Annotated in this window: 17 protein-coding genes and 2 tRNA genes; 3 read left to right on the forward strand and 16 right to left on the reverse strand. The window is 41.7% G+C overall.

From position 1 onward, the window contains the following. Nucleotide 1: 1 nt before the first annotated feature. From FBF61_RS10190 to FBF61_RS10200, 3 genes are all read right to left on the reverse strand, one after another. The gene (locus FBF61_RS10190; protein WP_138477134.1) at nt 2-736 is read right to left on the reverse strand and encodes an FRG domain-containing protein; all 735 of its coding nucleotides are present in this window, start codon (nt 734-736) and stop codon (nt 2-4) included. Between the two features lie 193 nt (nt 737-929). Beyond that, nucleotides 930-1,015 (reverse strand) — tRNA-Leu (locus FBF61_RS10195). A gap of 69 nt (nt 1,016-1,084) precedes the next feature. Continuing rightward, a tRNA-Gly gene (locus tag FBF61_RS10200) sits at nt 1,085-1,157 on the reverse strand. 377 nt (nt 1,158-1,534) lie between these two features. On the opposite strand from FBF61_RS10200, the gene FBF61_RS10205 reads away from it, so the two are divergent. Further along, nucleotides 1,535-2,608, forward strand: coding sequence for a TerC/Alx family metal homeostasis membrane protein (locus FBF61_RS10205; RefSeq protein ID WP_138477135.1), 1,074 nt, complete (start codon nt 1,535-1,537; stop codon nt 2,606-2,608). A gap of 24 nt (nt 2,609-2,632) precedes the next feature. After that, nucleotides 2,633-6,652, forward strand: a complete 4,020-nt coding sequence (locus FBF61_RS10210; protein WP_138477136.1) for an AAA domain-containing protein — start codon at nt 2,633-2,635, stop codon at nt 6,650-6,652. Here FBF61_RS10210 and FBF61_RS10215 read toward each other — a convergent pair. Continuing rightward, nucleotides 6,620-7,330 (reverse strand): 3-keto-disaccharide hydrolase, encoded by a 711-nt coding sequence (locus FBF61_RS10215; protein ID WP_138477137.1) that lies wholly within the window; start codon nt 7,328-7,330, stop codon nt 6,620-6,622. The two genes, FBF61_RS10210 and FBF61_RS10215, sit on opposite strands and share 33 nt — an antisense overlap. A gap of 128 nt (nt 7,331-7,458) precedes the next feature. Between FBF61_RS10215 and FBF61_RS10220 the strand changes: the two genes are divergently transcribed. Further along, on the forward strand, nt 7,459-7,851 hold the full coding sequence (locus FBF61_RS10220) for an HIT family protein (RefSeq protein WP_138477138.1): 393 nt from the start codon (nt 7,459-7,461) through the stop codon (nt 7,849-7,851). Here FBF61_RS10220 and FBF61_RS10225 read toward each other — a convergent pair. The 12 genes from FBF61_RS10225 to FBF61_RS10280 all read right to left on the reverse strand — a co-directional run bounded on the left by FBF61_RS10225 (nt 7,844) and on the right by FBF61_RS10280 (nt 24,486). Beyond that, nucleotides 7,844-9,340 (reverse strand): capsule assembly Wzi family protein, encoded by a 1,497-nt coding sequence (locus FBF61_RS10225; protein WP_229214994.1) that lies wholly within the window; start codon nt 9,338-9,340, stop codon nt 7,844-7,846. The genes FBF61_RS10220 and FBF61_RS10225 overlap by 8 nt on opposite strands. A 118-nt stretch (nt 9,341-9,458) precedes the next feature. Next, complete coding sequence (locus FBF61_RS10230; protein ID WP_229214995.1) at nt 9,459-10,880, reverse strand: capsule assembly Wzi family protein; 1,422 nt, start codon at nt 10,878-10,880, stop codon at nt 9,459-9,461. A gap of 67 nt (nt 10,881-10,947) precedes the next feature. Continuing rightward, the gene (locus FBF61_RS10235; RefSeq protein WP_138477141.1) at nt 10,948-12,366 is read right to left on the reverse strand and encodes a capsule assembly Wzi family protein; all 1,419 of its coding nucleotides are present in this window, start codon (nt 12,364-12,366) and stop codon (nt 10,948-10,950) included. A gap of 44 nt (nt 12,367-12,410) precedes the next feature. Further along, nucleotides 12,411-13,412, reverse strand: a complete 1,002-nt coding sequence (locus FBF61_RS10240; RefSeq protein ID WP_138477142.1) for a sugar transferase — start codon at nt 13,410-13,412, stop codon at nt 12,411-12,413. Between the two features lie 327 nt (nt 13,413-13,739). Then, nucleotides 13,740-14,909 carry a glycosyltransferase family 4 protein gene (locus tag FBF61_RS10245; protein WP_138477143.1) on the reverse strand — a complete coding sequence of 390 codons (1,170 nt, stop codon included), beginning with the start codon at nt 14,907-14,909 and terminating at the stop codon, nt 13,740-13,742. Nucleotides 14,910-14,931: 22 nt separating this feature from the next. After that, complete coding sequence (locus FBF61_RS10250; protein WP_138477144.1) at nt 14,932-15,921, reverse strand: SDR family oxidoreductase; 990 nt, start codon at nt 15,919-15,921, stop codon at nt 14,932-14,934. 50 nt (nt 15,922-15,971) lie between these two features. After that, entirely contained in the window at nt 15,972-17,237 is a 1,266-nt protein-coding gene (locus tag FBF61_RS10255; RefSeq protein WP_138477145.1) for a nucleotide sugar dehydrogenase, read from the reverse strand. Nucleotides 17,238-17,386: 149 nt separating this feature from the next. After that, nucleotides 17,387-19,474, reverse strand: a complete 2,088-nt coding sequence (locus FBF61_RS10260) for a right-handed parallel beta-helix repeat-containing protein (protein ID WP_138477146.1) — start codon at nt 19,472-19,474, stop codon at nt 17,387-17,389. A 277-nt stretch (nt 19,475-19,751) separates the two neighbouring features. Beyond that, nucleotides 19,752-20,840, reverse strand: a complete 1,089-nt coding sequence (locus tag FBF61_RS10265; RefSeq protein ID WP_138477147.1) for a glycosyltransferase family 4 protein — start codon at nt 20,838-20,840, stop codon at nt 19,752-19,754. 13 nt (nt 20,841-20,853) lie between these two features. Continuing rightward, complete coding sequence (locus FBF61_RS10270; protein ID WP_138477148.1) at nt 20,854-22,083, reverse strand: right-handed parallel beta-helix repeat-containing protein; 1,230 nt, start codon at nt 22,081-22,083, stop codon at nt 20,854-20,856. A 162-nt stretch (nt 22,084-22,245) separates the two neighbouring features. Then, nucleotides 22,246-23,397 carry a hypothetical protein gene (locus FBF61_RS10275; RefSeq protein ID WP_138477149.1) on the reverse strand — a complete coding sequence of 384 codons (1,152 nt, stop codon included), beginning with the start codon at nt 23,395-23,397 and terminating at the stop codon, nt 22,246-22,248. Between the two features lie 15 nt (nt 23,398-23,412). After that, complete coding sequence (locus tag FBF61_RS10280) at nt 23,413-24,486, reverse strand: EpsG family protein (protein WP_138477150.1); 1,074 nt, start codon at nt 24,484-24,486, stop codon at nt 23,413-23,415. Nucleotides 24,487-24,502: the final 16 nt, after the last annotated feature.

Below are 24,502 nucleotides of genomic sequence, written 5' to 3' on the forward strand. Positions count from 1 at the left end.
TTTATAGTAGGTTAGCAGCTAAACTTTCTAATTCAGGGAATAGTTGAAACTTGTTATACCCTAGTAGCTTGAGTTCTCTCAAAATATTATCCTTTGACGCGCTCGGGATAACATACCGCCAAATATGATCAGCACTACCGCCTAAGCGAAGGTTATTGATAAAAGTGTTTTCTCTGTGGCTAATAGTAAATACACCCTTTTGAGCTTGCATTCTCTGACTATTTCTAGGAGCTATTGCGGCCATTGGATCTAATGACGTTTTGCTTTCGGCCGCAATTGTACTGGGAATGTACGGAGCTAACTGCGGATCTTCAAACGACGGGATCTCGAAATCATAAACGGATCGGTATCGGCTGATTTTATTGAGTTCAGTTGGCAGAAGGACCCACAAACACCCGTCTTCGGCTAGCTCTGTTGTTGCAAAATATAAAGACACCAAGGGGCTTTCGGACCAGTCTAACAGGCGGGTTGGAACTCCGTAGTGCTGCATCAAAAAGAGCCAATCGAATTCAGATTTGGGCTGATGGTTAATAATTAAAGATGCATCTTGTTTGAACCTTGTAAAATAGTGAGTTTCTGGTATTTGGTTTCCTCCTCGTAAAAGCTTTGGTTCCAAATTCCACAGCTGGTTTGTCTGGCCTCTGAACCAAACCGGGCCGGCATAGATGTCGATGTGAGCTTGTAACTTTTCAATTAATTCACTTACTGAATGTATCGGCTCGTCAGGATATTTCATTTGCTCATGAGGGTTGAGTAATGACTTTTTTGCTTTTGGTCAATATCGGAAGAAATATGCAAGATCATTGTATCAAGCCCAAAGACTTATTAATCAGAGCCTGAATGGTAGGTGCTTTATTAGGTTGTTGTACCTATGTTGTACCAACAAAAAAGCAGTCACAAACCAAAGTTTATAACTGCTTGATAATCAGTACCGGGGACGGGAATCGAACCCGTACGAGCGTTTCGGCTCACAGGATTTTAAGTCCTGCGTGTCTACCAGTTCCACCACCCCGGCATTAGCCATTGTTGATTACGCTGGCACTTATGAGAAAAAAAGCACCGTTTCCGGTGCTTATGTTCTCTGAGCGAAAGACGGGGTTCGAACCCGCGACCTCGACCTTGGCAAGGTCGCGCTCTACCAGCTGAGCTACTTTCGCATAACCTTTTTCGATTATGGTGGTGCAAATGTAGGTAGCTGATCTATTTGACGCAAGTATTCTTAGTAAATATTTTATAAAAAGATCTCTGATTTTGATTAACAAATTGTAAATCATCAGGGTTATAGATGTAAGTTTTTTTTCAGATCTTCAGAAGATGAGGCCGTTTCCCAGGCCTGGATGAAGAATGCGTCGATTCAGCTTAGTCTATGATTTAATTTATTGGAAAATACAGTCCGCCGTCCATACCAATTAATTTAAGCACCCTATATTTTGATTACCTTTGCTGCTTTGACAAGAATGGTTTTATCCAGGACGGAGTAATCGTAAATCTGGTCCTGCTCAATTATAGTATAAATTTTAAAGAGAGATTTTTCATGTTTTCAAACGAGGTCCTGTTTTTCGGTGGTTTTATATTGGTTATAAGCATCATGCTTCTCCTGGATCTGGGGGTTTTCAACAAGAAAGATCATGTCGTGAAGTTCGGAGAGGCGGCCGCTTGGACAGTTGCCTGGATTTTTTTAGCACTGGTGTTCTATGTTATCATCAATACACACGGAGATCTTGTTCACGGCGTCGATAATTACGCGCAGCTAGAGGCGATCAAGACGAAGTATGCGTCTCATCTGACATTGATTCCGGGCAATTTCGAGGAAAGCCTCGAGATTTACCGAAGGAATATGTCGCTGGAATTTATTACAGGTTATCTGCTGGAGTATGCGCTTTCTGTCGATAATATTTTCGTCATTATCTTGATTTTCTCGTCATTTGGAGTAAGGCCGAAATATTTTAAAAAAGTGCTTTTCTGGGGCGTTTTGGGCGCCATAGTGATGCGTTTCATATTTATTTTTCTAGGTTCGGCGCTAATGCAGCGCTTTGAGTGGATCATCTATATTTTCGGTCTGCTGCTGGTTTATCAGGGAGGGAAAATATTTTTTGAAAAGGGCGACGATGAAAAGATCGATCCAGCAAAACATCCGGTTGTGCGTTTTGCATCCAAGTACCTTCCCGTATTCCCCCGCTACGTGAGAGAACATTTTTTTGTATTGAAAAAAGGCAAATGGCTGGTAACCCCGCTGTTCGTAGTTGTTCTGATCGTTGAATTTACTGACCTGATTTTTGCGGTTGATTCGGTCCCTGCCGTTTTTTCCGTTACAAAAGACCCCTACGTAGTTTTCTTTTCAAATATTTTTGCCATTATGGGCCTGCGCTCCATGTTCTTCTTCCTGAGTAACATCATGGGCCTTTTCCGATTCCTGAAATACGGTCTTGGTGTGCTATTGGTGTTTATAGGAGGAAAAATGCTTGCGCACGTACAGCTGGAAGCGATCGGATTTGAAACTGTGTATTCTCTGTATGTGATCCTCGGAATATTGGCAGTGAGTATATTGGCATCGGTACTTATCCCTGAAAAAAAGGAAGCGCCAGAGGAAGCTTTGTCCAATAGTTAAGCAATCGTGAGCGTTTGAGTATCTATGAATCGGATTCTGAAGGCTTACCTGAAACGGCTTACCAACCTTAGCAGTCGCAACAAATCATTACTACTGACCAGTTTATCTGCAGAGCAGTTCCTGGATTTACATGATACGGATTTCCTTCTGGGGAAATCTTCTATGGAACTGATCAGGCAGCTGGTGCAGCGAAAAAGCAGGATCGTACTTTGCGATGTGTTGGATCCGCGGTTTGAGAAGGTAAACGAAGTGAGCAAGAGGCTTAGGAAAATCGCCCGGACTGAGCACTTTATCGAGGAGGAGAGAGGATCACGGGATTTGTATGTCGGATATCCTTTCGTAAAAGGCAAACTTGCCGATGGTACGCCAATTCACGCCCCGCTGCTTTTTTTCCCGGTGACATTATTGATGGAGAAGGAACAATGGTGCCTTTCGGAACGGGAAGAGAGTGCAATCCATTTCAATCAGAGCTTCGCCCTGGCCTACGCTCATTTTAATGAATCTCCGATTACCGACGATGTCTTCGAAAAGTCATTTGAAGAATTTTCCAAAGACCTGCTGGAATTCCGGACGCAGCTATATGAGTGGTTAAAGGAATCTCCATTTAAAATCAATTTCAATCAGCAGCTTTTTGAAGAAACACTGCAGCCATTTCAAACGCAAAAAAGCTCCGAACTTCAACTAAACGAGAAGAACGGTGAGCTGAAACTATTCCCCGAAGCTGTGCTGGGAATTTTCCCGCAGGCGGGCTCTTACCTTGTTCCTGATTACAATGCTTTGCTGGCAAGCCTCGAAGACGGACCTGTCAGGATTCCGTTGATCGGGAATGATGTAGAAAATAGCGATGTGCTGGCCGGAGAAGAAAATCTTGTAACAAAACGCCCGCAGATAGTCAGGGAGGAAGAGATGCTGACGCCTTTTCCAATGGACGAATCCCAGGAAGAAATTATCCTCGCCGTAAAATCCGGGAAATCTTTGGTCGTTCAGGGCCCACCGGGCAGTGGCAAGTCACAGCTGATTTGTAATCTCATGGCTGACTTTGCTTCGAAAGGCAAAAGGGTACTTTTGGTATGCCAAAAGCGAGCGGCACTGGATGTCGTATATCGACGCCTTGAAACCATTGGTATGGGCAACTTCGTGGCGCTCATCCATGATTTCAAGAACGACAGGCCGGCATTATATCATCAGCTCGCGTCTCAAATTGAAAAGGTTGAGGAATACAGACAACAAAATTATAGTCTGGATGCAGTTTTTCTTGAAAGACAATTTACCCAGGAAAGTCGCGGTATTGATAAAACCGTGGAGGATCTGGAAGTTTTCAGGAAAGCACTTTTTGACGAAACGGAATGCGGGGTCAGTGTTAAGGAACTCTATCTGACAAGTGATCAAAAAGCACCTTCCATCGATGTCCGCAGTTTTTTTAGGTCTTTCCGGATCGATAGCTACGAAAACTTTCTCAGACGTCTCAAAGTATATGCGGCTTATACCCTGCACATCCGGGCAGATCACGCGTGGGCGGTGCGGAGAAGTTTTGCGGGACTTGGCATCGCTGAGCTGCGGAGTATGGAAGATATGTTCTCGGACTGGCCAGAGGCTTATGTGAAGCAGATGCGATGGTTTGAAAGTCTGACAGGCCTTCCGGGGGAAGCTGGTTTTCTTGCAAACCGCAGGGAAGTAACGGAGCGTTTGCACAACATTTTTGAGCTGATCCAGGATGATATCACCTTCGGATTATTCAAAACATATATTGACAGCAACCGGAATGGGATCGAGAGACTGGCATTTATCAGACAAACGACGGATACTCTGGAGGGATTTATAGCTGAAGATGGGATTGAGCTGACAACCGATAAATCGGAGATCAGTATGATTATTCCATCGTTAAGAAAAGCCATAGAGGCTAAACAGTCGGCCATATCAGGGAAATGGTGGGATTTGTTTGGGAAAGAGAAAAAGGAAATTGAGAAAATAGCCAGGAACAATAATCTCTCGACCTCGGCGGAAGATCTTTCAAAACTTGAATCGAAGATCAGGAATCGTACTGAACTGGAAAGCTGGCTTGAAAACCGTCACCTTGCTTATGCTTCGGCTTACTTTAAAGATACTTCGCTATCGGCGGAAGAATATTTGGGTTTTTTCCGGCGGGCGGAGTCGGCAGCAGATGCCGTAGTGAGAGCATCGATCAATCCCTGGTTTCAGGTGATTTTCTCGGTTGCCGGACAGTCAGAGACATGCGGGGTTTTTGGAAGTATTGTTACCGATCTGATTAAATGGCTGGGCGTATGGGATCAGCTTGAAAAAGCGATGGCTCCTTATCTTCTCGCGGATCAGATTCAGGCATTGATACAGGAGCCTGAAATACAAAGTGGCCTTTTCCTGAATTCTTTGCGGAAGGATTTCGATTCGCTGGTTGACATGGACCGGTTATGGGAAGAAATGAGTGCTATCGAGCAGGACGCGACAAGATTACTGATTACAGCGAGTAGAAAAAATAATTTCACCAGACCGGAACAAATTCTGAATCTGTTTGAAAATAGCATAAGACTGGCGTGGATTGAGCATATTGAAACGAAGTATCCGCATCTGAGATCCGTAACTTCTCTGAAAATGAGGCAATGGGAAGAGCAGCTTCAGAAAAGCGTAAGTGAAAAGCAGAAGCTCAGCAGCGATATCACGGGCATCAAACTAAGAGAATCCACGTATCAGGATATAGAAAAAAACAGGCTGGGCAACAGGATTACTTACCGGGAACTGGGACATCAGGTAACTAAAAAAAGAAAGATCTGGCCGATCAGGAAGCTCGTTGAAAACTACACGGACGAGGTTTTTGCTATGGTACCGTGCTGGATGGCATCGCCCGAAGCAGTTTCGGCAATTTTTCCGATGCAGGAAGGCTTGTTCGATCTGGTCATTTTCGACGAAGCATCTCAATGTTATGCTGAGTATGGATTGCCTGCTGCATTTCGGGGGCGTCAGGTTGTTGTTACAGGTGATAGCAAGCAGCTTGCCCCGAATGATCTTTACAAAATCAGGTATGAGGAAAAAAGAGAGGAAGAGGAATATTCTGCTGCTCTTGAAATAGAGTCGCTATTGGATTTGTCTGCTCAGTCCCTGGATCAATATCAGCTAAGGGGGCATTACCGCAGCTTGTCACTGGATCTGATCGAATTTTCCAACCATCATTTTTACAAGAACTCACTGCGGCTGCTTCCGGATTTCAACAAAATAAATAGTTCGGAACCTGGTATCCGGTATATCAAAACTGACGGAATCTGGAAGAATAACACCAATCTGACAGAGGTGGAAAAGGTAATAGAACTTGTGAGGGAACATGGTATTTCAGACAAGAGTATCGGGGTCGTTACCTTCAATTTTTATCAGCAGCAGGCGATTCAGGATGGATTGGAAAGGGAGGGGGTGACGGCTACGGACCTGTTTGTAAAGAACATCGAAAATGTACAGGGAGACGAAAGGGACATTATTATTTTCTCAATGGGCTATGCTCCGGATGAAAAAGGGAAAGTGGCGATGCAATTTGGGAGCCTTAACGGGCAGGGAGGGGAAAACAGGCTCAATGTGGCTGTAACAAGAGCGCGGGAACGTATTTTCTTTGTTACCAGTCTCTGGCCATCGCAACTTATGACTGATCAGAGTACCAATGCAGGCCCTAAATTGTTGAAGGCCTATTTGCAATATGCAATGGAAGTATCGGAAGGGAAATTCACGCCAAAGCCATTCTCAAACAGTCGGCTGAAGTCAAAATGGCTTCTAAAAGACCGGTTGATCGGCCTTGATGATGAGTTCGAAAAGGAACTGCCTTTCAGTGACCTGACGGTAAAAAAAGAAGGGGTATATAAAGGTTTGGTGTTGACGGATGATGATTTGTATCATCATAGTAAATCGTCAAAAGAACCACACGCTTATCTACCCCTTCTACTGCGACAAAAGAACTGGCCTTTCCGGCGTTTTTACAGTCGCGAAATTTGGTCAGGATCGCTTGACCAGCTGGGATTACAGCTCTCTGATCCGGATGTTTCTGAATGAAACTTTGTTTCCATGATCCTGTAATGCGATTTTCCCTTTTGGAAACGCACCAAATCCTTCCCAGGTTTTGAATTTGCTGTTGGCAACCAAATTATCCCAATCAGCCCCCTGCGTCGCAAAATCCACTACTTTTTTACCATTTAACCAGCTTTCACCTTTTCCGCCTTTGACAACGATTTTAGCTTTATTCCACTGACCGGCGGGTTTTACGGCCGAAAAGTCGGTTGGAGGAAGCATATCATACAAAGAACCTGCTTTGTGATTACCGTTTTTTCCGGCTTTTGCATCCGGGTGTTTAACGTCGTCAAGTATCTGGATCTCCGGTCCGGTGGAGTATGGGCAGCAATATTTCTTATCCTCAATTACGTGATAGATGATTCCGCTGTTTCCGCCTTCCGAAATATTCCACTCCAGTTCAAGCTCAAAATCACCGTATTCTTTATCTGTTACCAGGTCTTTTCCACCTTTTTCAGAAAGAACAATTGCATCTCCTTCGATTTTCCACTGTGGAAGTACTTTGTCGGACTGCCAGCTATGCCATCCGGCAAGGCTTTTGCCGTCGAACAGTTTTACCCATTTACCTTTATTTTGTGCCTCAGCATGATTAGTAGTTAGGGTGCAAGCTATCAAAGCAACCATCGCTGCGTTACCGAATCCCTGCCATTTTTTAAAATTCATATCTTGTTTGTTAAATGTTTTGGATCGCAATATTAAGTACTTTTCTTTGCTAAATTGATTATTTCAATTGAAAGTTAACAGAACTCATTTTCCTATTTCAAAAGTTTTTAACCAGCTCAATAAATAAAATGGCATCTATATTTTCAAAAATCGTAAATGGCGAAATCCCTTCGCATAAGATAGCGGAGAATGATGATTTCCTGGCGTTTCTGGATGCTTTTCCGATCACTTATGGGCATACGCTTGTGATTCCAAAGAAAGAAATAGACTATATTTTTGATCTCGACACCGAGCTTTATGCCAATCTTTTTGTTTTTGCAAAAAGCATAGTTCCCGCTATTGAAAAAGTTGTTCCATGTCTACGGATCGGATTGAGTGTGATCGGACTGGAAGTTCCTCATGCACATGTACACTTGCTTCCGCTGAACTCGATGAAAGATGCTGATTTCAGCAAAAAAATAAAAATAACGCAAGAGGAACTGGCGACCCTGGCAGAAAAAATAAGAAACAATATTATCTGAACACCGGACCCAACGCAAAGTCTTTTCTCAACCCCAGGGAGAAGCCGTGTGTTTTTGGATACAAATCGCCAATGTCCGCGGCATAGGATCCTTTCAAAATCATTCCACCCAGAACATTCAGTTTCATATGCAGAGCTATAAGTCCGGAAAACTGGGTGGGCGTATCTGCAAACGGACCTCTGTAAGTTCCCGAATTACTGGAATAGGATAACTTTGTCTGCCAGAATACTTTCCGGAACAAGCTGCCTTTCAATCCCAAGTGCAATACCATTACCCTGTTATTGCTGGTGAAATTGTCGGAGTACTGCGGATACTTCCAGATAGTTTCGGAAGTTGGTGGAATAAAGGGTGTGCCGATAGTGCGGTCGTAGTAGGACCAGCCGTCCCGGACTTGCTGATTGTTAAAATAATCATCATTCCCCCGTAATTTCCCGACACCAATCACGAATACATCCCCGCCCTGGTTTTTGGTATAAAGTACTTCTGCCACCCCTTCTGTAACTTCAAAGTTGGCCCCATAAGAGTTTTTTCTACGTATGCGAAATCCATTCAGACCGTCGGAAATGGTAGTCATGTAGAAAAGAGAGCCATCTTCGTAAACAAATTGCCTGTAAAAAGATAAAATGGTCGAATAGGTCTCGATCTCCAATCCCATATCAATAGAACCAAGGTGGTTTCCAATGCGGCTTGTGCTATCAAAATGAATAATATCTTCCCCGGTGCCACCTACTTTCCCTAAAACAGCACTTACGTAGTTGCTAAAACCGCCGGGAAGCTTTCCGCTTTCGGACGTCAGATAGGGAGATTTGCCTCCCCATTGTACCTGGTGGTTAAAGCCTCCGTATAATCTGACCATAGAGTTCGCCTTTCCAATTCTCAAATACAAAGCTTTCTGATGCAGTTTCAAGCCACTGGTGACTGGCCGGCCTTTTTCGAAAGCCCCATCTGAATAAAATCCCTGAAAGGATACCCATCCTTTTGTGAGCGGGACAGATACAAACTGGGTGGTTCCGATGTAGATTTTAGGGATAGGCATAGCATTACCGGACCATGCATACGAACCTGTGCCCAATGTGGAATCCGCCAGGCCCAGCCATTGTTTTTTGCGGCCGACATAAAGCTCCCAGTTTTTATATCGTAAGGTTGCGTGAACCTGTGGAAGAAGAATTTTTGAATTGCTTTGGTTGACATTAGCAACTGCCTCTACTCCTGCACCCAGCCGCCAGTTGCTTCTCTGACCCTGGCTCGCAGGCAGCGCCCAGTAATGTTCAAGACCTACACGTGCACTTCCGTTGGGACTAACCCGAGAAACAGTTCCGAACTGATTGGCTTGTATCCAGAACGGTGTACGTGAATTATTACTTCCCAGACCTGAAATTTCAACGTAATTTAAGGTAGAGTCGGAATATACAGATGGTGATACGGATTGCGAAAAACCGGCCCCTGAAATAATGTTAAGAAGAAATATACTGTATATATAAAATCGCATAGACATACCCTCAAACTTTTTTAATATGTGTATAATGTTTCGTTTTGGCAAAAAACAAAAATAGGTATAACTTTTCTGTATTCATATTGTATTCTATCACTACCAATAACCAGCGTTCTCAATCTAAAAAGCCATTTTTTCGGATACCCACAAGTAGTCCGGAGGAGTTGGGATATAGTTCGCCAAAGTCGGAACTGATGGATGAATAAATACTACAACCCTTCAATGCTTTAAGATTTCTTTCCGCAGAAAACAGAATGGATACCTGTTGCTCAGTAGAATCGAATGCGCTTAAATAACTTCCGGAATTACGGGAATATGTTGCTCTTAAACTTAATTTTAGTCTGAGCCAATTAGCAACCATGCCAGTATGGAACGCCCAGAATTTGTTATTATTGGTAAATTCCGAGTCATTTCTTGGCAATGTATTCTTTGTAATTCCTGATTCCGGTATCAGAGGAGTACCGATTCCCTTGCCTCGATAAGACCATCCCGTCTGATAAATATAGCTATTGAAATAATTCCCGTTTTGATATACGGCCAATCCGGACAGCGGAGATTTGTTGATTTGGCTTTGAGTGCCAATTACTTCCAAAAGAAATGATTGTAATTCAAATTTTTTCGAGCCTGCGTTGTACCGAGCATTTCTTTTGACCCTTAGACCATTCAATCCGTCCTGAAAATTAATCACTTTGAAAAGCGATCCGGTTTCGAAAATATTTTGTCTGTATAAAAAATAGGACCATTGTTTGCTTTTCCACTCGCCGCCAACGTCGATGGTACCAAAATGATTACCCGTTTTTCTGCTGTTAAAAGTCTTACCGGAGATTGTGTACCAGTAAGCTTTTTCTGGTTTCAGATCATGAAGAGGGTCTATTTCATCTTCACCTCCCCACATTGCCTGGTGGTTCATACCTGCATAAATATTCAACTTATGATGGATATTTCCGAATTTGAGGTACAAGGTTTTTTGGTGAAAATAAGTACGGTCGACATACGGAGTACTGCCATAGTTGACGCGGCTTCCACGGAGCAAACCGTCAGAATACGACATTTTGATGGACACGAAATTATTTGTGAAATAGAGCGGAGTGTAATCAGGTATTGATATCTGCAACCGTGGAAATGGTCTGGAATTGCCTGCCACCGAGAGAGAGCCGGAAGTGAGGGTGGTGTCCATTAAGCCGGTGACATTTTTTTTCTGACCGCCAAGGATCTCTACAATTCCTATTTTAGCTGAGATATACATGTCTGATGCAAATATCTTTTCAGATTTGGCATAACTTCCGACAATCTCTGCCCCTGCGCTCCACTGAAAAACTCTGGGATTATTGGGGTTATATACTTTATACAATGCCAAATTTCCCAGAGCAAAATTGCCATCCATTGGAATATTTCCATTTTGATTGGCATGTACCCAGAAAGGAGACTGGTCAGTTGCGCCCGATAACATCACGGACGCTTTGTAATAAACGGTAGAATCTTGTGCGTGGACGGAAAACGCAATACTGAAGGCTAATAGAAAAAGGCAAATTCGCATCTAATCAGAGGACCGGCATTAAAGTGTAAAATTACTCGGAGATCAAAATAGTTTGATATTCTCAAAGTTATTTGATAAAACCGGATTTCCTCCAGCCCAACGATAAAGCGGTACTATTAGGATATAACTTGCCCAAATCAGCAGCTAAACTTACATTCAGGAAATTCTCGCCCCAAAAATGGACAGGCGCCTCAACTTTGAGCAAAAGAGAGGTTTGTTGTACCGCAGGCCTGAATTCGGACTGATAAGTACCGAAATTTGTAGATCTGGTGCCTTTGAATAGCATATTAACTTGTTTCCAGGAAGCATCAATTCCAATGTGATAGGCATAAAGCCTGTTATTGGTCGTAAACAAAGCACCAGAGGATGTTAAGTTTTTACGAAACAAGGATTGGGGGGCAATTAAAGGTGTGCCAAGCGTCATATGCCGGTAAGACCATCCCTGATTATAAACATAGTGGTTAAAATAATTATCCCTGCCGAAAGTGCCGGTTCCGAAGTCAAAATCACTTCCTCCTTGATTCTTCGTGTAAATGAATTCCAACAGGACTGTGTTAACCGTAAAATTTTGGTAGGGGGATTTTTTTATTCTCTTAAATCGCAGTCCGTTCAGCCCATCTGCAATACTGGACAAATTACTCAGAGAGCCGTCTTCATAAATGGTTTGTCTGTAAAGAAAAATATTCCAGTTTTTTGCCTTCCACTCCCCTGCAACATCAATAGTTCCCAGGTGGTTGCCTACACGGCTGCCACCCCAGGGCTTGCCAAAAACTACGTAATTATAGGCTTCGGACGTTGGCAAACCGCCTGAGAAGATTTTTTGCTCGCTTCCCCACATTACCTGGTGGTTAAATCCGGCGTATAAATTCAATTTATGCCTGCGACCACCAAGTTTTATATACAGTGATTTTTGGTGCAGGTAAACGTCTGGTACCCAGCTCACATTTCCATATCCGATATCGGCCCCGCCAAACAACCCATCTGAATAGGAAAATTTAACCGAAACTATATCATTTCCGGGTAACAGATTTACGAACCTCGACGTTGAAATCTGGATTTTTGGGTAGGGACGGAAGTTGGAAGACATGGCGACTGAGCCCATCGTCAATACACTGTCGGCAAGTCCCATGACATCTTTTCTCTGGCCGATGGAAAGCTCTATCGGGCCCGCTCTGCCGGAAATGAAAAGGTCTGAAAAGAACGCAGAAGATTGTTTTCCTCCGTTTGCAACCAGCTCAGCACCTCCGCCCCATTGAAAAAACCTCGGGTTATTGGGATTATAAAATCTTTGAAAAGAAGCTTGTGCCAGCAGAAAGGAGCCTTTTACAGGAACAACTCCGTTCTGATTGGCATACAACCAAAACGGAGTTTGAGGTGTGGATAAAGTTCCCTGCAAACGGGTATCAAAAAAAAAGGTTGAATCCTGAGAGTATGCCAGGTTGGGAAATGTTAACCACGACAGCAGCAATATAATTGAATTCCTCATTCAGGATTTAAAGATGGTTCCGACAAATCTGTTCAGAAGGGGATTTATCTTCCCCTCTTGCCAAAAATGACGACAGCGGTCAGGAGTATTATTTTGAGCTCAAGAAACAGGCTCCAGTTTTTGATATAATACAAATCGTACATCAATTTGTGCCTGGCATCATAAACTCCCGCTCCGTATGAATACATGACCTGAGCATAGCCTGTAATTCCGGGCTTGATGTTATGTCGTACATTATAATAGGGGATGATTTCTTCAAAGGATTCTGTGAAAACCTGTCGTTCAGGGCGGGGGCCGATCAGCGAAAGATCTTTTCTGAAAATGTTGATTATCTGCGGCAACTCATCGATTCGGCTCAGCCGCATGAACGACCCGTAGGAAAATGTTCTTGAATCGTTTTTCTTGGAAAAAGAAGCTCCATTTATTTCCGCATCTATACCCATGGATCTGAATTTGATACAGTCGAATGGTACATTGTTGATTCCAACACGTTCTTGTCGATAAAAAACAGGGCCGGGGGACTGCATTTTAATTCTGAAATAACTTAAAATCCAAAGTGGGATTGTCGTAAAAAACAATACAACAGATATAGTAAGGTCGATTATTTTCTTGGGGTATCTTACGCGTTTGCCGAAAGTAGGAAGATCTGAAAGATTAGGATTCGTTTCAGAAATATTCTCAGGAATGTAAACTTTTTTCAGGTATTTCTCACAGAAGTCGTAAACCGTAGTAATTCTTATGGACTTGTTTTTCCTTACTACGAACTCATATATAACTCTGTTTCGTTTGTCATACTGCGGGTTTGTAACCAGATGGATTTTCTCAAATTTATCCAGTAACGGCCTGACGGTGTGATTTAACAAATAGTCGTCGTTAGAAGAATTTGGAATCAGGATAACTTCTTTGTACCGTTTTAAGAGTAATGCTAGGTCATATTTCTGGAGAAAATAGTCATAACTTGTTACGATCAACGCTTCCTCGGTTCTGGAAACTTTGCTTGGTAGACGATGTACATACTTACGATGGGAAACAGAAGTTTGGTTCATAGGTGTGCGGCAATGTTAAAAATGTATATGTGTGTTAAAAATATGTTGCAAGTTTAAAGATAAAGTTTTAATAATAAAAGTTATAATTTTAACAAGATGTGATGCCATCTTGACGGAAATTAGCTGCTACACCTTATATTTCCCTGCAATTGGAACGGTCGGAGCCGGGTTTTTTGTCCATTCACAAGCAATTAAAAATGACTTTTTATGACGTTATCACGGGTATTTCCTTGCCGTGTAATTTATCAGCGAAATTTTAGCCAACCATGCTACAAATTTCGATCAATTCATTTGATAATCTACGTATATTAAATACAAAACGTAATCTTATTTCAGACCTGTTTTACCGACACAATCCACATAAAAATCGTAAATCATTTGCCAGAGCTTTTTTTGCTCAAAATTGGTTGTAATGAAGTTTTGAGCCGCTTTGGCCATGATAATTCGCCCCTGCTCGTCATCCAGTAATTGACTGGCGGCGTCAACTATTGCTTCTACACTTTTGGGTTCAATTAATATTCCGGTCTTACCATTTTCCAGGATCTCATTACAGCCATTAATGTTCGTTGCAACACTTGGCAAGCCCATCGCACTAGCCTGCATCAGTGCCTGCGGAAAACCTTCACGGTAACTGGGGAAAACAAAAATGTCGGAAACTGCCAGGAATTTTCTTACATCTATTTGATGGCCGACCGAAATAATATCCTTGTTATTTATAACCTCGTTTTTAGTGGATTCTTTCAAAGGGTTCAATTCCTCCGGCGCACCAATGAGCAGCAGTTTAAGATTAGAGTATTTTTTTTGAAGAATTTGAAAAGCTTCTACCAGTTCATTAATGCCCTTATAAAAGGCCAGCCTGCCCATAAAGGTAAGAATCGTGTGTTCTTCGGTAATCCCATGTTCCTGGCGGAATGCTTCCCCCTCTGCCAGTAAGTCCTGGGTGATTGAAAAATAAGCCAGATCCATGCCGTTACTGCTCCCGTTTCCCATGACCTTTACTTTGGAGGGCCTGGTAAAATCATGATCTAGAATAAACTTTTTAAGTTCTTGCGAGTTAGGCAGAACCCAGTCGGCGCACCAGTACGTGAATGATTCAACGAAGTTGAGCAATTTTCTTTTGGCACCTGTGACCTCCATTAAGGGCAGACCGGCAACTGTATGTATTTTAACAGGCACGCTGCATAAAAATGCGGCAAGCATGCCTACCACGCCTGCTTTTGGGGAATGTGTATGGACGATCTGAGGCTTTAATTTTTGTATCAGACGAATGGTATGATACAATGCGATAAGATCTTTGACCGGAGTCAGCTCGCGCGAAAGAGGTAGCGGGAAGAATTTTGCGTTTTGTTGCTCTTCCAGCGCCGGTACATGGGCATCAGGAGTGCTGGCCATGTACACTTCCAATCCCTTTTGCGACATGAAATTGAGCTGGCCTTTCAACAATATATGCATCGAATAAGTCTCTGTTGTTATTCTCAGCAGCTTTATTTTATGCATGAAATGAATATTAACAAGACGGTTAGCTAGGTTGTTGATCCTGAAAATAGGCGATTGTTTTTGCTAGCCCCTCCTTGAATAATATGTCAGGTTCGTAGAGTAGGACGGATTTTGCTTTCGCAATGTCCGCAAGGCTATGCTTTACATCGCCGCTTCTTTCAGAAGTATATACGGCTTCTACCGAACTTCCTAATTCTTCGGCAATCGCATAAACAAGTTCTTTCAGAGTTGTTTGTTGATTACAGGCAATATTAAAAACTTCGTGCCTGGTGATATTTCCTGCCAGCAGGGCCTTTATATTGGCCTGTACAACATTTGAAACAAACGTGAAATCCCGGGACGTTGAACCATCACCGTTAATAACAGGGTATTCATTATTAAGGATTTTTGTAATGAACAGCGGGATCACAGCAGCGTAGGGTCCGTTGATATTCTGTTTTGGGCCAAATACATTAAAATACCTGAGTCCAACACTGTGAAAACCGTAAACTCTCGAAAAAACATCTGCGTAAAGTTCATTTACGTATTTGGTAACAGCATATGGGGAGAGGGGATTTCCAATAATTTCCTCCTTTTTAGGCAATGACGGACTGTCGCCATATGTTGAAGAAGAGGCTGCATAAGCCATTCTTTTCACACCCGATTCCTTAGCTGATTGAAGAATATTCAGGAAACCTGTGATATTAACTTCATTGGTAGTAATAGGATCGTTTATTGAACGGGGCACAGAGCCGAGGGCGGCCTGATGCAGCACATAATCAATGTTTTGCATGGCAGACTTGCAAGTATCGTAATCCCGGATGTCGCCTTCGATAAATTCGACCCGGCTGTCGGACAAGTATTTGCTGATATTTTCCACATATCCTGTGGAAAGATTGTCCAGTATCACTATTCTTCCGGCATTATACCGAACAAGGTAGCTGACCAGATTGGACCCTATGAAGCCTGCTCCTCCGGTTATCAAAAATGAAAACTCAGAAAGATCCTGATCATGATATTTGCTGGATGTCATAAAAACAAAGAGTATAGAACGTTGAGAGGGATATGACGGACGGTATCGGTTCAAAGCCTGGCGTCAACCTTTTCTTTCGGGAAAATCCCCTTTACATCATAAACAATGGGATGATTCTCGCCGGTAGGAATATCGAGATCAAGGAATTCTTGATGACCAACGGCGGCTATTATTCCCTGATACTTACTGAAATCGTCAATTTTTTCGACCAGATTAAGGCCATATTCATGATAAACCTCCTTCTTATCGGCCCAGGGATCATACACAAAAATGTTGACCTCATAGGATTGTAATTCTCTGATGATATCAATAACCCGGCTATTACGGATATCCGGGCAATTTTCTTTGAATGTTATGCCCAGTATAAGTACGTCCTGTCCTTTGATCTTTCTTTCGCTCTGGATAAGAAGTTTAATGAATTGAGTGGCGACATAGGCGCCCATCGAGTCATTGAGACGGCGGCCGGCCAGGATAATTTCGGGATGATACCCAACTTCTTTGGCTTTTTGCGCAAGGTAAAATGGATCAACACCGATACAGTGCCCACCTACGAGTCCGGGTTTAAAAGGAAGGAAATTCCATTTGGTTCCGGCAGCTTCAAGTACCTCGGTGGTATCTATATTCAGGAGGTTGAATATCTTGGCCAACTCATTGACGAAAGCAATATTGATATCTCTTTGCGCATTCTCGATAACCTTGGCGGACTCTGCTACTCTGATACTGGATGCTTTGAAAGTACCGGCCGTGATAATAGAGGCATACAAAGCATTTACCTCTTCGGCAATTTCAGGAGTAGAGCCAGAGGTGACTTTTCTGATTTTCGTCAACGTGTGATGCTTATCACCGGGGTTGATGCGCTCGGGAGAGTAGCCGCAGAAGAAATCCTTGTTAAAGGTCAGTCCGGAAATTTTTTCAAGAATGGGGACGCAGTAATCTTCGGTGACTCCGGGATAAACTGTTGATTCGTAAATGACGATATCTCCGTGTTTCAGATTGTGCGCAACGGTTTCAGTTGCTTTACGGACCGGCGTGAGGTCCGGATTGTTGAACTTATCAACCGGCGTGGGGACAGTTACAATAAAAATGGCAGCTTCATGGATTTCGTCCGGGCTGGCAGTGTAACGTAGCTTTGAGGCTTCCAGTAATCCGGCGTTGTCTACCTCAAGTGTGCGATCAAAGTGATTCTTTAATTCATTGATTCTTTGCTGGTCAATATCGAGTCCGATCGTATCAAAGATTTTTCCAAATTCGACTGCCAGCGGAAGGCCCACATAACCCAGGCCGATTACACAAATCGTTTTATTTTTTACGTGCATATAGTTGACTATTATTTATCGTTGGGGCGGTCAAAAATAGTCGATCCCGATGACTTATAGCTCTTGTTATATGAAAAAATCTTACCGGCTAACTGCTACTGGCAAATAATTGATAGGTTTATTAGAATAAATATCGAAGTTCTGCAACTCTATGGTTCTACTGTCCAGGTGCCTGATATATCCTGTATAAACCAACTGTTGTCAGTAGATTTTTTTAATGTTATGCGGCTGCCTACTACATTGCTTGTCAAGTATTTTCCATTTACATTGGAAAGCGGTACGATATTATCTGTTGCATGAGGTACAATGCGGATGTGTTGAGGTGATCTTACTTCAACCGTAACTTGCGGAAAATTGGCATTAACTTTTGCCATGATAACAGATCTCGTTGCGGTTGAAGTCTGATTATGATATAAGGAAACATAATACGAATTATCCAATGGTTTGTTATAAGCGCCAAAATCTACTGCTATCACATTATAAATGTCAGTGACTGTCACCTCCGCATTTATAATGGACATTTTGCCAGGATAAAATGTACCGGACTTAACGGGTTCATTTACACTACAATTTAAAATTCTGTTGGAACTGGCAAGATCCCTGAAACTAAAACCAAACGATATCCCTTGCGGGCTGCGCGTATCAACAATTTTAGGCCGAAGAATGTGAACATTCCCGATATTGCTGTCTCCGGTATCTGCCGCATCTCTATAAACCAGAAATACGGCGCCCGCTGTCGGAGATGCGGATAACGCAATATTAGGATTAATTGCGGTGGGATTGATAACCTCAATTGCGCAAGCCCTCGAACCCCAATTGCGCGCTACAAATGCGTTGTATTTAGAGTTTTTCCATGTCGGATTCTCAATATTTATTGACCCTGCCAGTTGTCCTTTTACCGTTGTGGCTAAAAATCCATAGGTACTTCCATCATCTATGTGATTTGAAACAACAACGTCAATTAGTCTGTCGGTCCCTGCAAGCGTACCTGGGCTGATAAGGATACCAGGCCCGGCATTAGCAATTGTTCTGGGATTCTCAATACGAATTCCTTCTAAAAGGTGCTCTGTCAGACCAGGTTCCAGGTCGATTCCCGCAGCAGGGGCCTGGCCATTTGTATTGGATACAATAGGATTAATAATGTCAATGTTTTTCCCTGAAACAAGAGAGATGCCTTGTCTCCTGTTGTTTTTGGCCTGAACGTTTATCAGTTTTACATTCTCACAGAATTTTTTTGTTGAAGCTCCGCCCAAGTAAAAGCCGTCACCTCCACTGTCATTTGCAGACATACCCTCTATAACGGCGTTCGTAATGCCCTCCATTGAAAAAATGTGTCTGTGTTGGCCGGATGTATAGTTTTCCCGATGGTCCTTGAATGTGACATTGTACCCTCTGATAACAATGTCACTTGCATCGTACATAAAGATCATTCTTTCGGTAGCGCCCAAATTACCCATACCTTCCACTACGGTCCCCTCTTCAAAAGTTAGGGTGCGGCCACTTGAGACACGAATACTTCTTATTCTGTAGGAAGCTGCTGACTTCGGGAAATGTATTTTTCGATAAAGCCCGTTATTTAGTAAAGTCTGCAAAGCTGCCGTCTGATCGTTAACGCCGTCTGCTACCACCCCGAACCAGTTTACGTTAACAGTACCATCGTAAACGCGCTCGTATCTGCGACCCGAAGCAACGATCGTCATTGCTCCGTCGTCGGCCAGGGAGGATGCAGCGTTATATCTGAACATACCAAATCTGCCAGGGTCGGTGATGAAAACCGCTCCTGCCGTGTCGGCGACACCTGCACGTAGTTCAGCAATAGTAATATAAGGGATGTATCCAGGTGTTTCAACAAGCGAAATTCTTGCGTTTGAATTGTTTTTGTCAGTTACTTGGTCATCTATCTTGTAGGAAATCTTTGAAACTTGCACGAAGGTTGCCTGATTATTAGCCTTTTCGTGGCTTCGCAGCAATTGAAAAACTCCATCGCCGGAAGCCTTGGTAAATTTTCCCCTCAAAGTGTATTCAGCGTAAGGGTTGGAAGGAGATAATTCGGCCCCTACAAAATCGGAGAATGTTCCTCCGGTTTTCTCAAAGCCCTCGGGAAGGATAAGTTTTAACCTGAACGTGTTGGCCCCTTCAAAGACGAACGCGGTATTAGCGGGGATATACAGATAGCTGGCTCTGATATTTATCTCAAACTCCTCATTTAAGGTAACATATGCCGCGTCCGTACTCATTGAAAATTTAATAGGATCAATTTTCGGATCGCCAAATGCCGCCATTTTTCCAACTAGCGGATATATTAATAAGATTGTTATGAGATTTAATATAAATATTTTCACAGTTGAGTGGGTTAAATTTGAACAATTTTAACTAAAAAGTGAATATAATTCATTTGAAAGAAAAAATTCTACAAATTTTATGTTATAATTTGTAGAATAAATGTGCGCGCCCGTGAGCGTCATTTAGATCTACAACGCTGGTATACAGGTGGGAAGGATTTGCGGGGAAAATCTATTTCTCTAACTCTTCAACGAGTGAATCTGCATATCGGGGTTTTTGCAGGAAATTTTGGTGGCAATTAACGGATAGCCTTTCATAGAGAGATTCGTCTACGACTACCTCGTAAATTTTTTTCATATCGCTTTGACGTCGGTCTTCACTAGAGATATCAATAAATATGGCCGACTCCATATCTTTCGCATAATGGACGATTTCCCCCACCGGGGAAACAACGCAGACCAAACCATGCTGCATCGCTTCTGCAACGCTCATTGCCATTCCTTCAAACGTACTAAGTTGTATGTAAAAATCATAGCGATCAAATAACGACATTCTCTCTTCCATACTGACCTCACCTTTAAACTGGATATGATCCTGGATCTTCGCTACATCAATAGCTGCAATCGTTTCGCTGATGTCACCGTCGTTTCGTCCGTACACATCCAGAGTGGCTGCCACTCCTCTATCTCTTAAATATCTGATTGTATCAACTACCAAAGGCAGGTTCTTCACTTTATTGATTCTGCCCAGAAACATAAATTTTACCTCCCGGGCAGGACCTACTTTACGGTTTTTAATAAAGGTAGGAGTGGGGTTTGTCAAAAATGATACCGTCCTGATCGGCGCTCCGGGATTTAGCTTATCCCGAACGAAATCCCTGGTGGCAATGCCGTCTGTCAAAATAACGTCAGCCGTTTTTGCCGCAGCCCGTGTGAAAAATGCTGAAAGTTTGTGCGGAAAACGTGTACTATGGTTAAATGAAAAGAACTTTATTTTACTGTTGAGCCTTTTTACAAACACACCAACAAGGGACGCTCTCCAAAGCGAGCACACCATGATTTCCGGGTCAAAATCCAGTATGGCCCGGATAATTCTAGGCAGAACAAACGGATATAAGTAAAATGGATAATTGAAAGAGACAAAAGCACGCTTTTCAGTCTCAGTAAAATTATTTATAAGATCCTGATTTACAGTTCCTAACACAATAATTTTTAGAAAGTATTTTTCATTTAAAGCAGGGACAGCAGATAATAGTGCCACCTCAGCACCGCCCAACGCGATGTCGTGAAGGACATATACAAGTTTCTTTTTGTCTTTCAATGGATTGACGTGGCTATTTAATGAGAACTTTGTTTGTACTCTTCATGATATCTCCAATACGGGTATCCTGAAGTTGATTTGCTTTGCTGTAAGATTTGCCCTGGTTTACTAACTTCAAATTGGTAATCTTATATTTAATTCCACCCTCCAGTAGCTCTTTGTTGCCTTGGATGAAATAATAATCTAAAAGTCCTTTTTTGGTATTTCGTGTAAAAGTAGGATTGATCAGCTCGAATTCGCCGGTTATTTTGTCTGTATTATAAAAATGTGATATTTGTTTTAGGCCGATAGTAGAAACATCGAATGTGGCTCCATAACAAGCCGGATCATCTATCAGATCTTTCCAGTTGTTGATTTTCACACTAATTTTGTTTGGTTCGCATTTATTTTTACTATCTGTGAATAACGCCGAGAAATTAGCAGTAGCAAGTACCGGGCCTAAATTATTTTTTGTTTCTAGATTATTGAAAACACAATTGACATATTTGCTGGTACAATCGTTTGGTTCGAACGAAACAGCAGTCTGTGGTTTCACAATATTAGATTTTATCTTTTCGCCTGTTTCTTCGATGTATACATTATTAAATCGTCCGTTAATTATACCGGTGATCAATATTCCCACTCGCGTGGAATTTAGTATTTTCAAGCCATTGATAGTAATGTTTTCACTTTGTTTACCCCAGTTGGTCCTGACAGTCAAGCCATCGCCGGAACTTTTTGTAATTGTTGCGTTTGATATGATCACATTGCTTGGGGCATAAAGCGCAATTCCAGAACCATATTCCGATGTCACATAGCCTTCGTTAGCTTTACTTCCTTCTATATTTATTCCGTCAATAAATACATCCTTCACATCTCCGTAAACGAACAACATGTATCCATTTGTTTTCATGCCAGACGGACATTTTAGTTTACTTCCTTTTGGAAAGTACAACCTGTTTCCCGAATTAATATTCAGATGGTTTCGATTATTATTCCGAAGTGAGCTGTCGATTCCGATAGTAATTGCATAAGGTGGAAATTTGACGTACTTGTGCTGTTTTAAAAATTTGTTGATGTAAGGTGAGTAGTTAAAATCGGGTACTATTTTATTTTGTCCGTTAATTCCCTTCAAATACGGTTCAATACTCACACCGTATTTGATAGTGCTATCCCGCAGTATTTTCTCTCTGTTAAGGTTTTGAGATACTACGGTAGAGGAAATGAAACAAGCCATAAAGGCATAAAGAATTTGCTTAAACATATCGTAATGATTTAAGTTTTAAAGTTGACATGGCCCGGGCCAGACGTCCGGATTCGTAGCGGGAGGGAATACCTGTAATTTTCTTGAAGGCAGGTTCACTAGGAAAACGACTGCCGCCTAGTATTATTCCGCAACAACTTCGGAAAACGTGTTCCAAGACGGTCAAATATCATTATTCAATAGTTTATCGAAGTGATTTTTGTTTTTAACTAACTCATTATTAGGGAGTTTTAACTTTTTTATATTTGACCTAAATCTTTTGTAGTCTTCAGTATCAATACCATATCGCGCAACCTGCAAAATATATTCGTTTAGTTCTGCTGGTGTATCAAAAACCATTCCAATGCCCCCGACAGCATTCGAATAGTAGTCGAAATAGTCATTATGAACGTATAAAAAAGGTAGTTCAACGTTTACTGCATCCCAGAATGCACCACTCGCGCACAAAGAATAGTTGGCATTACTATAATAAAATACCGCAAAGCTGGACTCATCAAGCAGGCTGTCTAATTCTTCCCTTGTATAATATCCAAAGTCTTGTTTGTAGTGAACATAATTGTTTAAATGCCCGTCCATATCCCTATATACACGCCCACAGATATTAAACTTGCAATTGTTTTTAAAATCTGTTTTCATAACCTGCTCAGCTACTTCAAACAAATATTGCGTGTATTTATGAATTGTCGCAACTCCAATTGAAGAAAAGACAATTCTCTGACTTGTGATTTCTTTCTCGGCTTTATCTGTAAATGGGTAAGGGTGATCTATAACAACACTAGTTTGACCTGTGAAATCGGGCAACACTTTTATAAGGTTTTGATAAATGCTTTCACCAAGGATAATATAGCTTACTTTCGTTTTATGGATTTGCATGGCTTGTTTGAGAAACCATCCCCATATTTTGTTCAGAAAGTGCTTGTTAAATTTAAGAGACTCTAGCTCCCCATGCATTACCAGGGTGGTTCGTACATTTGATTTGCAAAAATTTTTGAATAGGAAGTGTGCGAACGGATGAATTAATAAAACAAATAGATGCCTTTCATTTTTGGCTTCCAGCTGTCTGATAATAGTTTTAAGGGATTTGAATTGTAAATAGGCTCTAATAAATTCTTTAAGTCCTCCTCGCCGATCGTATATATTTATTTCTTCAAATTTAATATTATCAAGTTTATTCTTCTGAAATTCAATGTGCGTAGAGTCTGCAAAAAATGTGATCGGTTCTTTGGGATTCTCCTGTTGAAGTAGGTGAATGAACGAGGCATTGAATTGCTCATGCTGAATTCCAACAGATGATATATCAGCTACATAAATCATAATTGCGGTGTGTAATTACTTACTAAAAATAGTTTTATAAGGAATAAATGTTCCGTCCGAACCATTGAGGGCTGTAGTGAATTTCAGGAGCGAGAATGCTGAAACTACAATAAATATTATTATTTTATATATACGTTTGGCGTAGAGATAAGCTAGCGGTAATAATAATATCTGATAAATGTCGTAGTAGCGGGCAAGTCTTCCAAATATCAAACTGATTGGTGAGAAGATACTGAAAATGATAATACCGAAGACATATAAATTGAAAAGTCCGTTAAACATTTTCCTATCCTCATTATTATAGTCTACAAAACCGACCAGGATAGCAAAAAATAATATTCTTCCCAAAAGGCCTTTTATCAAAGTTGTATAAGGGTTCGCCTCAGTTTCCATTCCCAAAGTCATGTAGAGTTCTACTTTTCTCGCTGAAATCAGAGTGCCAAATGTACTCATGATCCTCTCAGAAAATAGCACGCAAAAGAGTGTAAATACAACTATGGATAGTACTTTGATGGTATCCCACTTGAAAGTATACAACCAGTATGCGGGGATGAACACGATTGCGGAATTGTGTATGAGGGAGGCTAAAAGTACAACTACAAGGAATTTTAAAAGAGACCTTTCAACGACAAAAATTAGAGCAATCAGAGTTAAAGCGATAGAAAGATCCTGACGTACACCAAAGCCACTTCCCACGAAGCTGTATGATAAAAGGAGAAAAAGGGAAAATAAAGGGAATGGACTGTATTTGAATAAAACAAAGTATGTAAGAACGATAATGTAAATAGCACAAAAGAACAGAAAAGGGGTATAATTCGAGCTAATGAGTAATTTGAAGCTACGAACCAACATTTCATATCCTATCTCCATTGCTGTTCCGCCGATCGGACGGATATCTATTATTTTGAAATAGTAAAGATAGTTTTCCCAGTCAGTTCCCGTTTCCCAGCGAATGCCTGCAAATATAACCATGGTAATGCCGAGGAGCGCCATTAAACTAATTTTAATAGCCTTTCGTCTGTCCACGATGAATAAATCCCAGGCAGAGAAAAGAAAAAAGAAAAGATATACAGCAAAGTATATTCCCATTTTGTGTTTGTTGAAT

The organism is Dyadobacter bucti (assembly GCF_005869225.1).
Taxonomy (GTDB): Bacteria; Bacteroidota; Bacteroidia; order Cytophagales; family Spirosomataceae; genus Dyadobacter; species Dyadobacter bucti.

What these genes read in the sequence shown, in the direction of transcription:
- FBF61_RS10190 (WP_138477134.1), bottom strand. Translation starts at nt 736, where the DNA reads ATGAAATATCCTGACGAGCCGATACATTCAGTAAGTGAATTAATTGAA.
- FBF61_RS10205 (WP_138477135.1), top strand. Translation starts at nt 1,535, where the DNA reads ATGTTTTCAAACGAGGTCCTGTTTTTCGGTGGTTTTATATTGGTTATA.
- FBF61_RS10210 (WP_138477136.1), top strand. Translation starts at nt 2,633, where the DNA reads ATGAATCGGATTCTGAAGGCTTACCTGAAACGGCTTACCAACCTTAGC.
- FBF61_RS10215 (WP_138477137.1), bottom strand. Translation starts at nt 7,330, where the DNA reads ATGAATTTTAAAAAATGGCAGGGATTCGGTAACGCAGCGATGGTTGCT.
- FBF61_RS10220 (WP_138477138.1), top strand. Translation starts at nt 7,459, where the DNA reads ATGGCATCTATATTTTCAAAAATCGTAAATGGCGAAATCCCTTCGCAT.
- FBF61_RS10225 (WP_229214994.1), bottom strand. Translation starts at nt 9,340, where the DNA reads ATGCGATTTTATATATACAGTATATTTCTTCTTAACATTATTTCAGGG.
- FBF61_RS10230 (WP_229214995.1), bottom strand. Translation starts at nt 10,880, where the DNA reads ATGCGAATTTGCCTTTTTCTATTAGCCTTCAGTATTGCGTTTTCCGTC.
- FBF61_RS10235 (WP_138477141.1), bottom strand. Translation starts at nt 12,366, where the DNA reads ATGAGGAATTCAATTATATTGCTGCTGTCGTGGTTAACATTTCCCAAC.
- FBF61_RS10240 (WP_138477142.1), bottom strand. Translation starts at nt 13,412, where the DNA reads ATGAACCAAACTTCTGTTTCCCATCGTAAGTATGTACATCGTCTACCA.
- FBF61_RS10245 (WP_138477143.1), bottom strand. Translation starts at nt 14,909, where the DNA reads ATGCATAAAATAAAGCTGCTGAGAATAACAACAGAGACTTATTCGATG.
- FBF61_RS10250 (WP_138477144.1), bottom strand. Translation starts at nt 15,921, where the DNA reads ATGACATCCAGCAAATATCATGATCAGGATCTTTCTGAGTTTTCATTT.
- FBF61_RS10255 (WP_138477145.1), bottom strand. Translation starts at nt 17,237, where the DNA reads ATGCACGTAAAAAATAAAACGATTTGTGTAATCGGCCTGGGTTATGTG.
- FBF61_RS10260 (WP_138477146.1), bottom strand. Translation starts at nt 19,474, where the DNA reads ATGAGTACGGACGCGGCATATGTTACCTTAAATGAGGAGTTTGAGATA.
- FBF61_RS10270 (WP_138477148.1), bottom strand. Translation starts at nt 22,083, where the DNA reads ATGTTTAAGCAAATTCTTTATGCCTTTATGGCTTGTTTCATTTCCTCT.
- FBF61_RS10275 (WP_138477149.1), bottom strand. Translation starts at nt 23,397, where the DNA reads ATGATTTATGTAGCTGATATATCATCTGTTGGAATTCAGCATGAGCAA.
- FBF61_RS10280 (WP_138477150.1), bottom strand. Translation starts at nt 24,486, where the DNA reads ATGGGAATATACTTTGCTGTATATCTTTTCTTTTTTCTTTTCTCTGCC.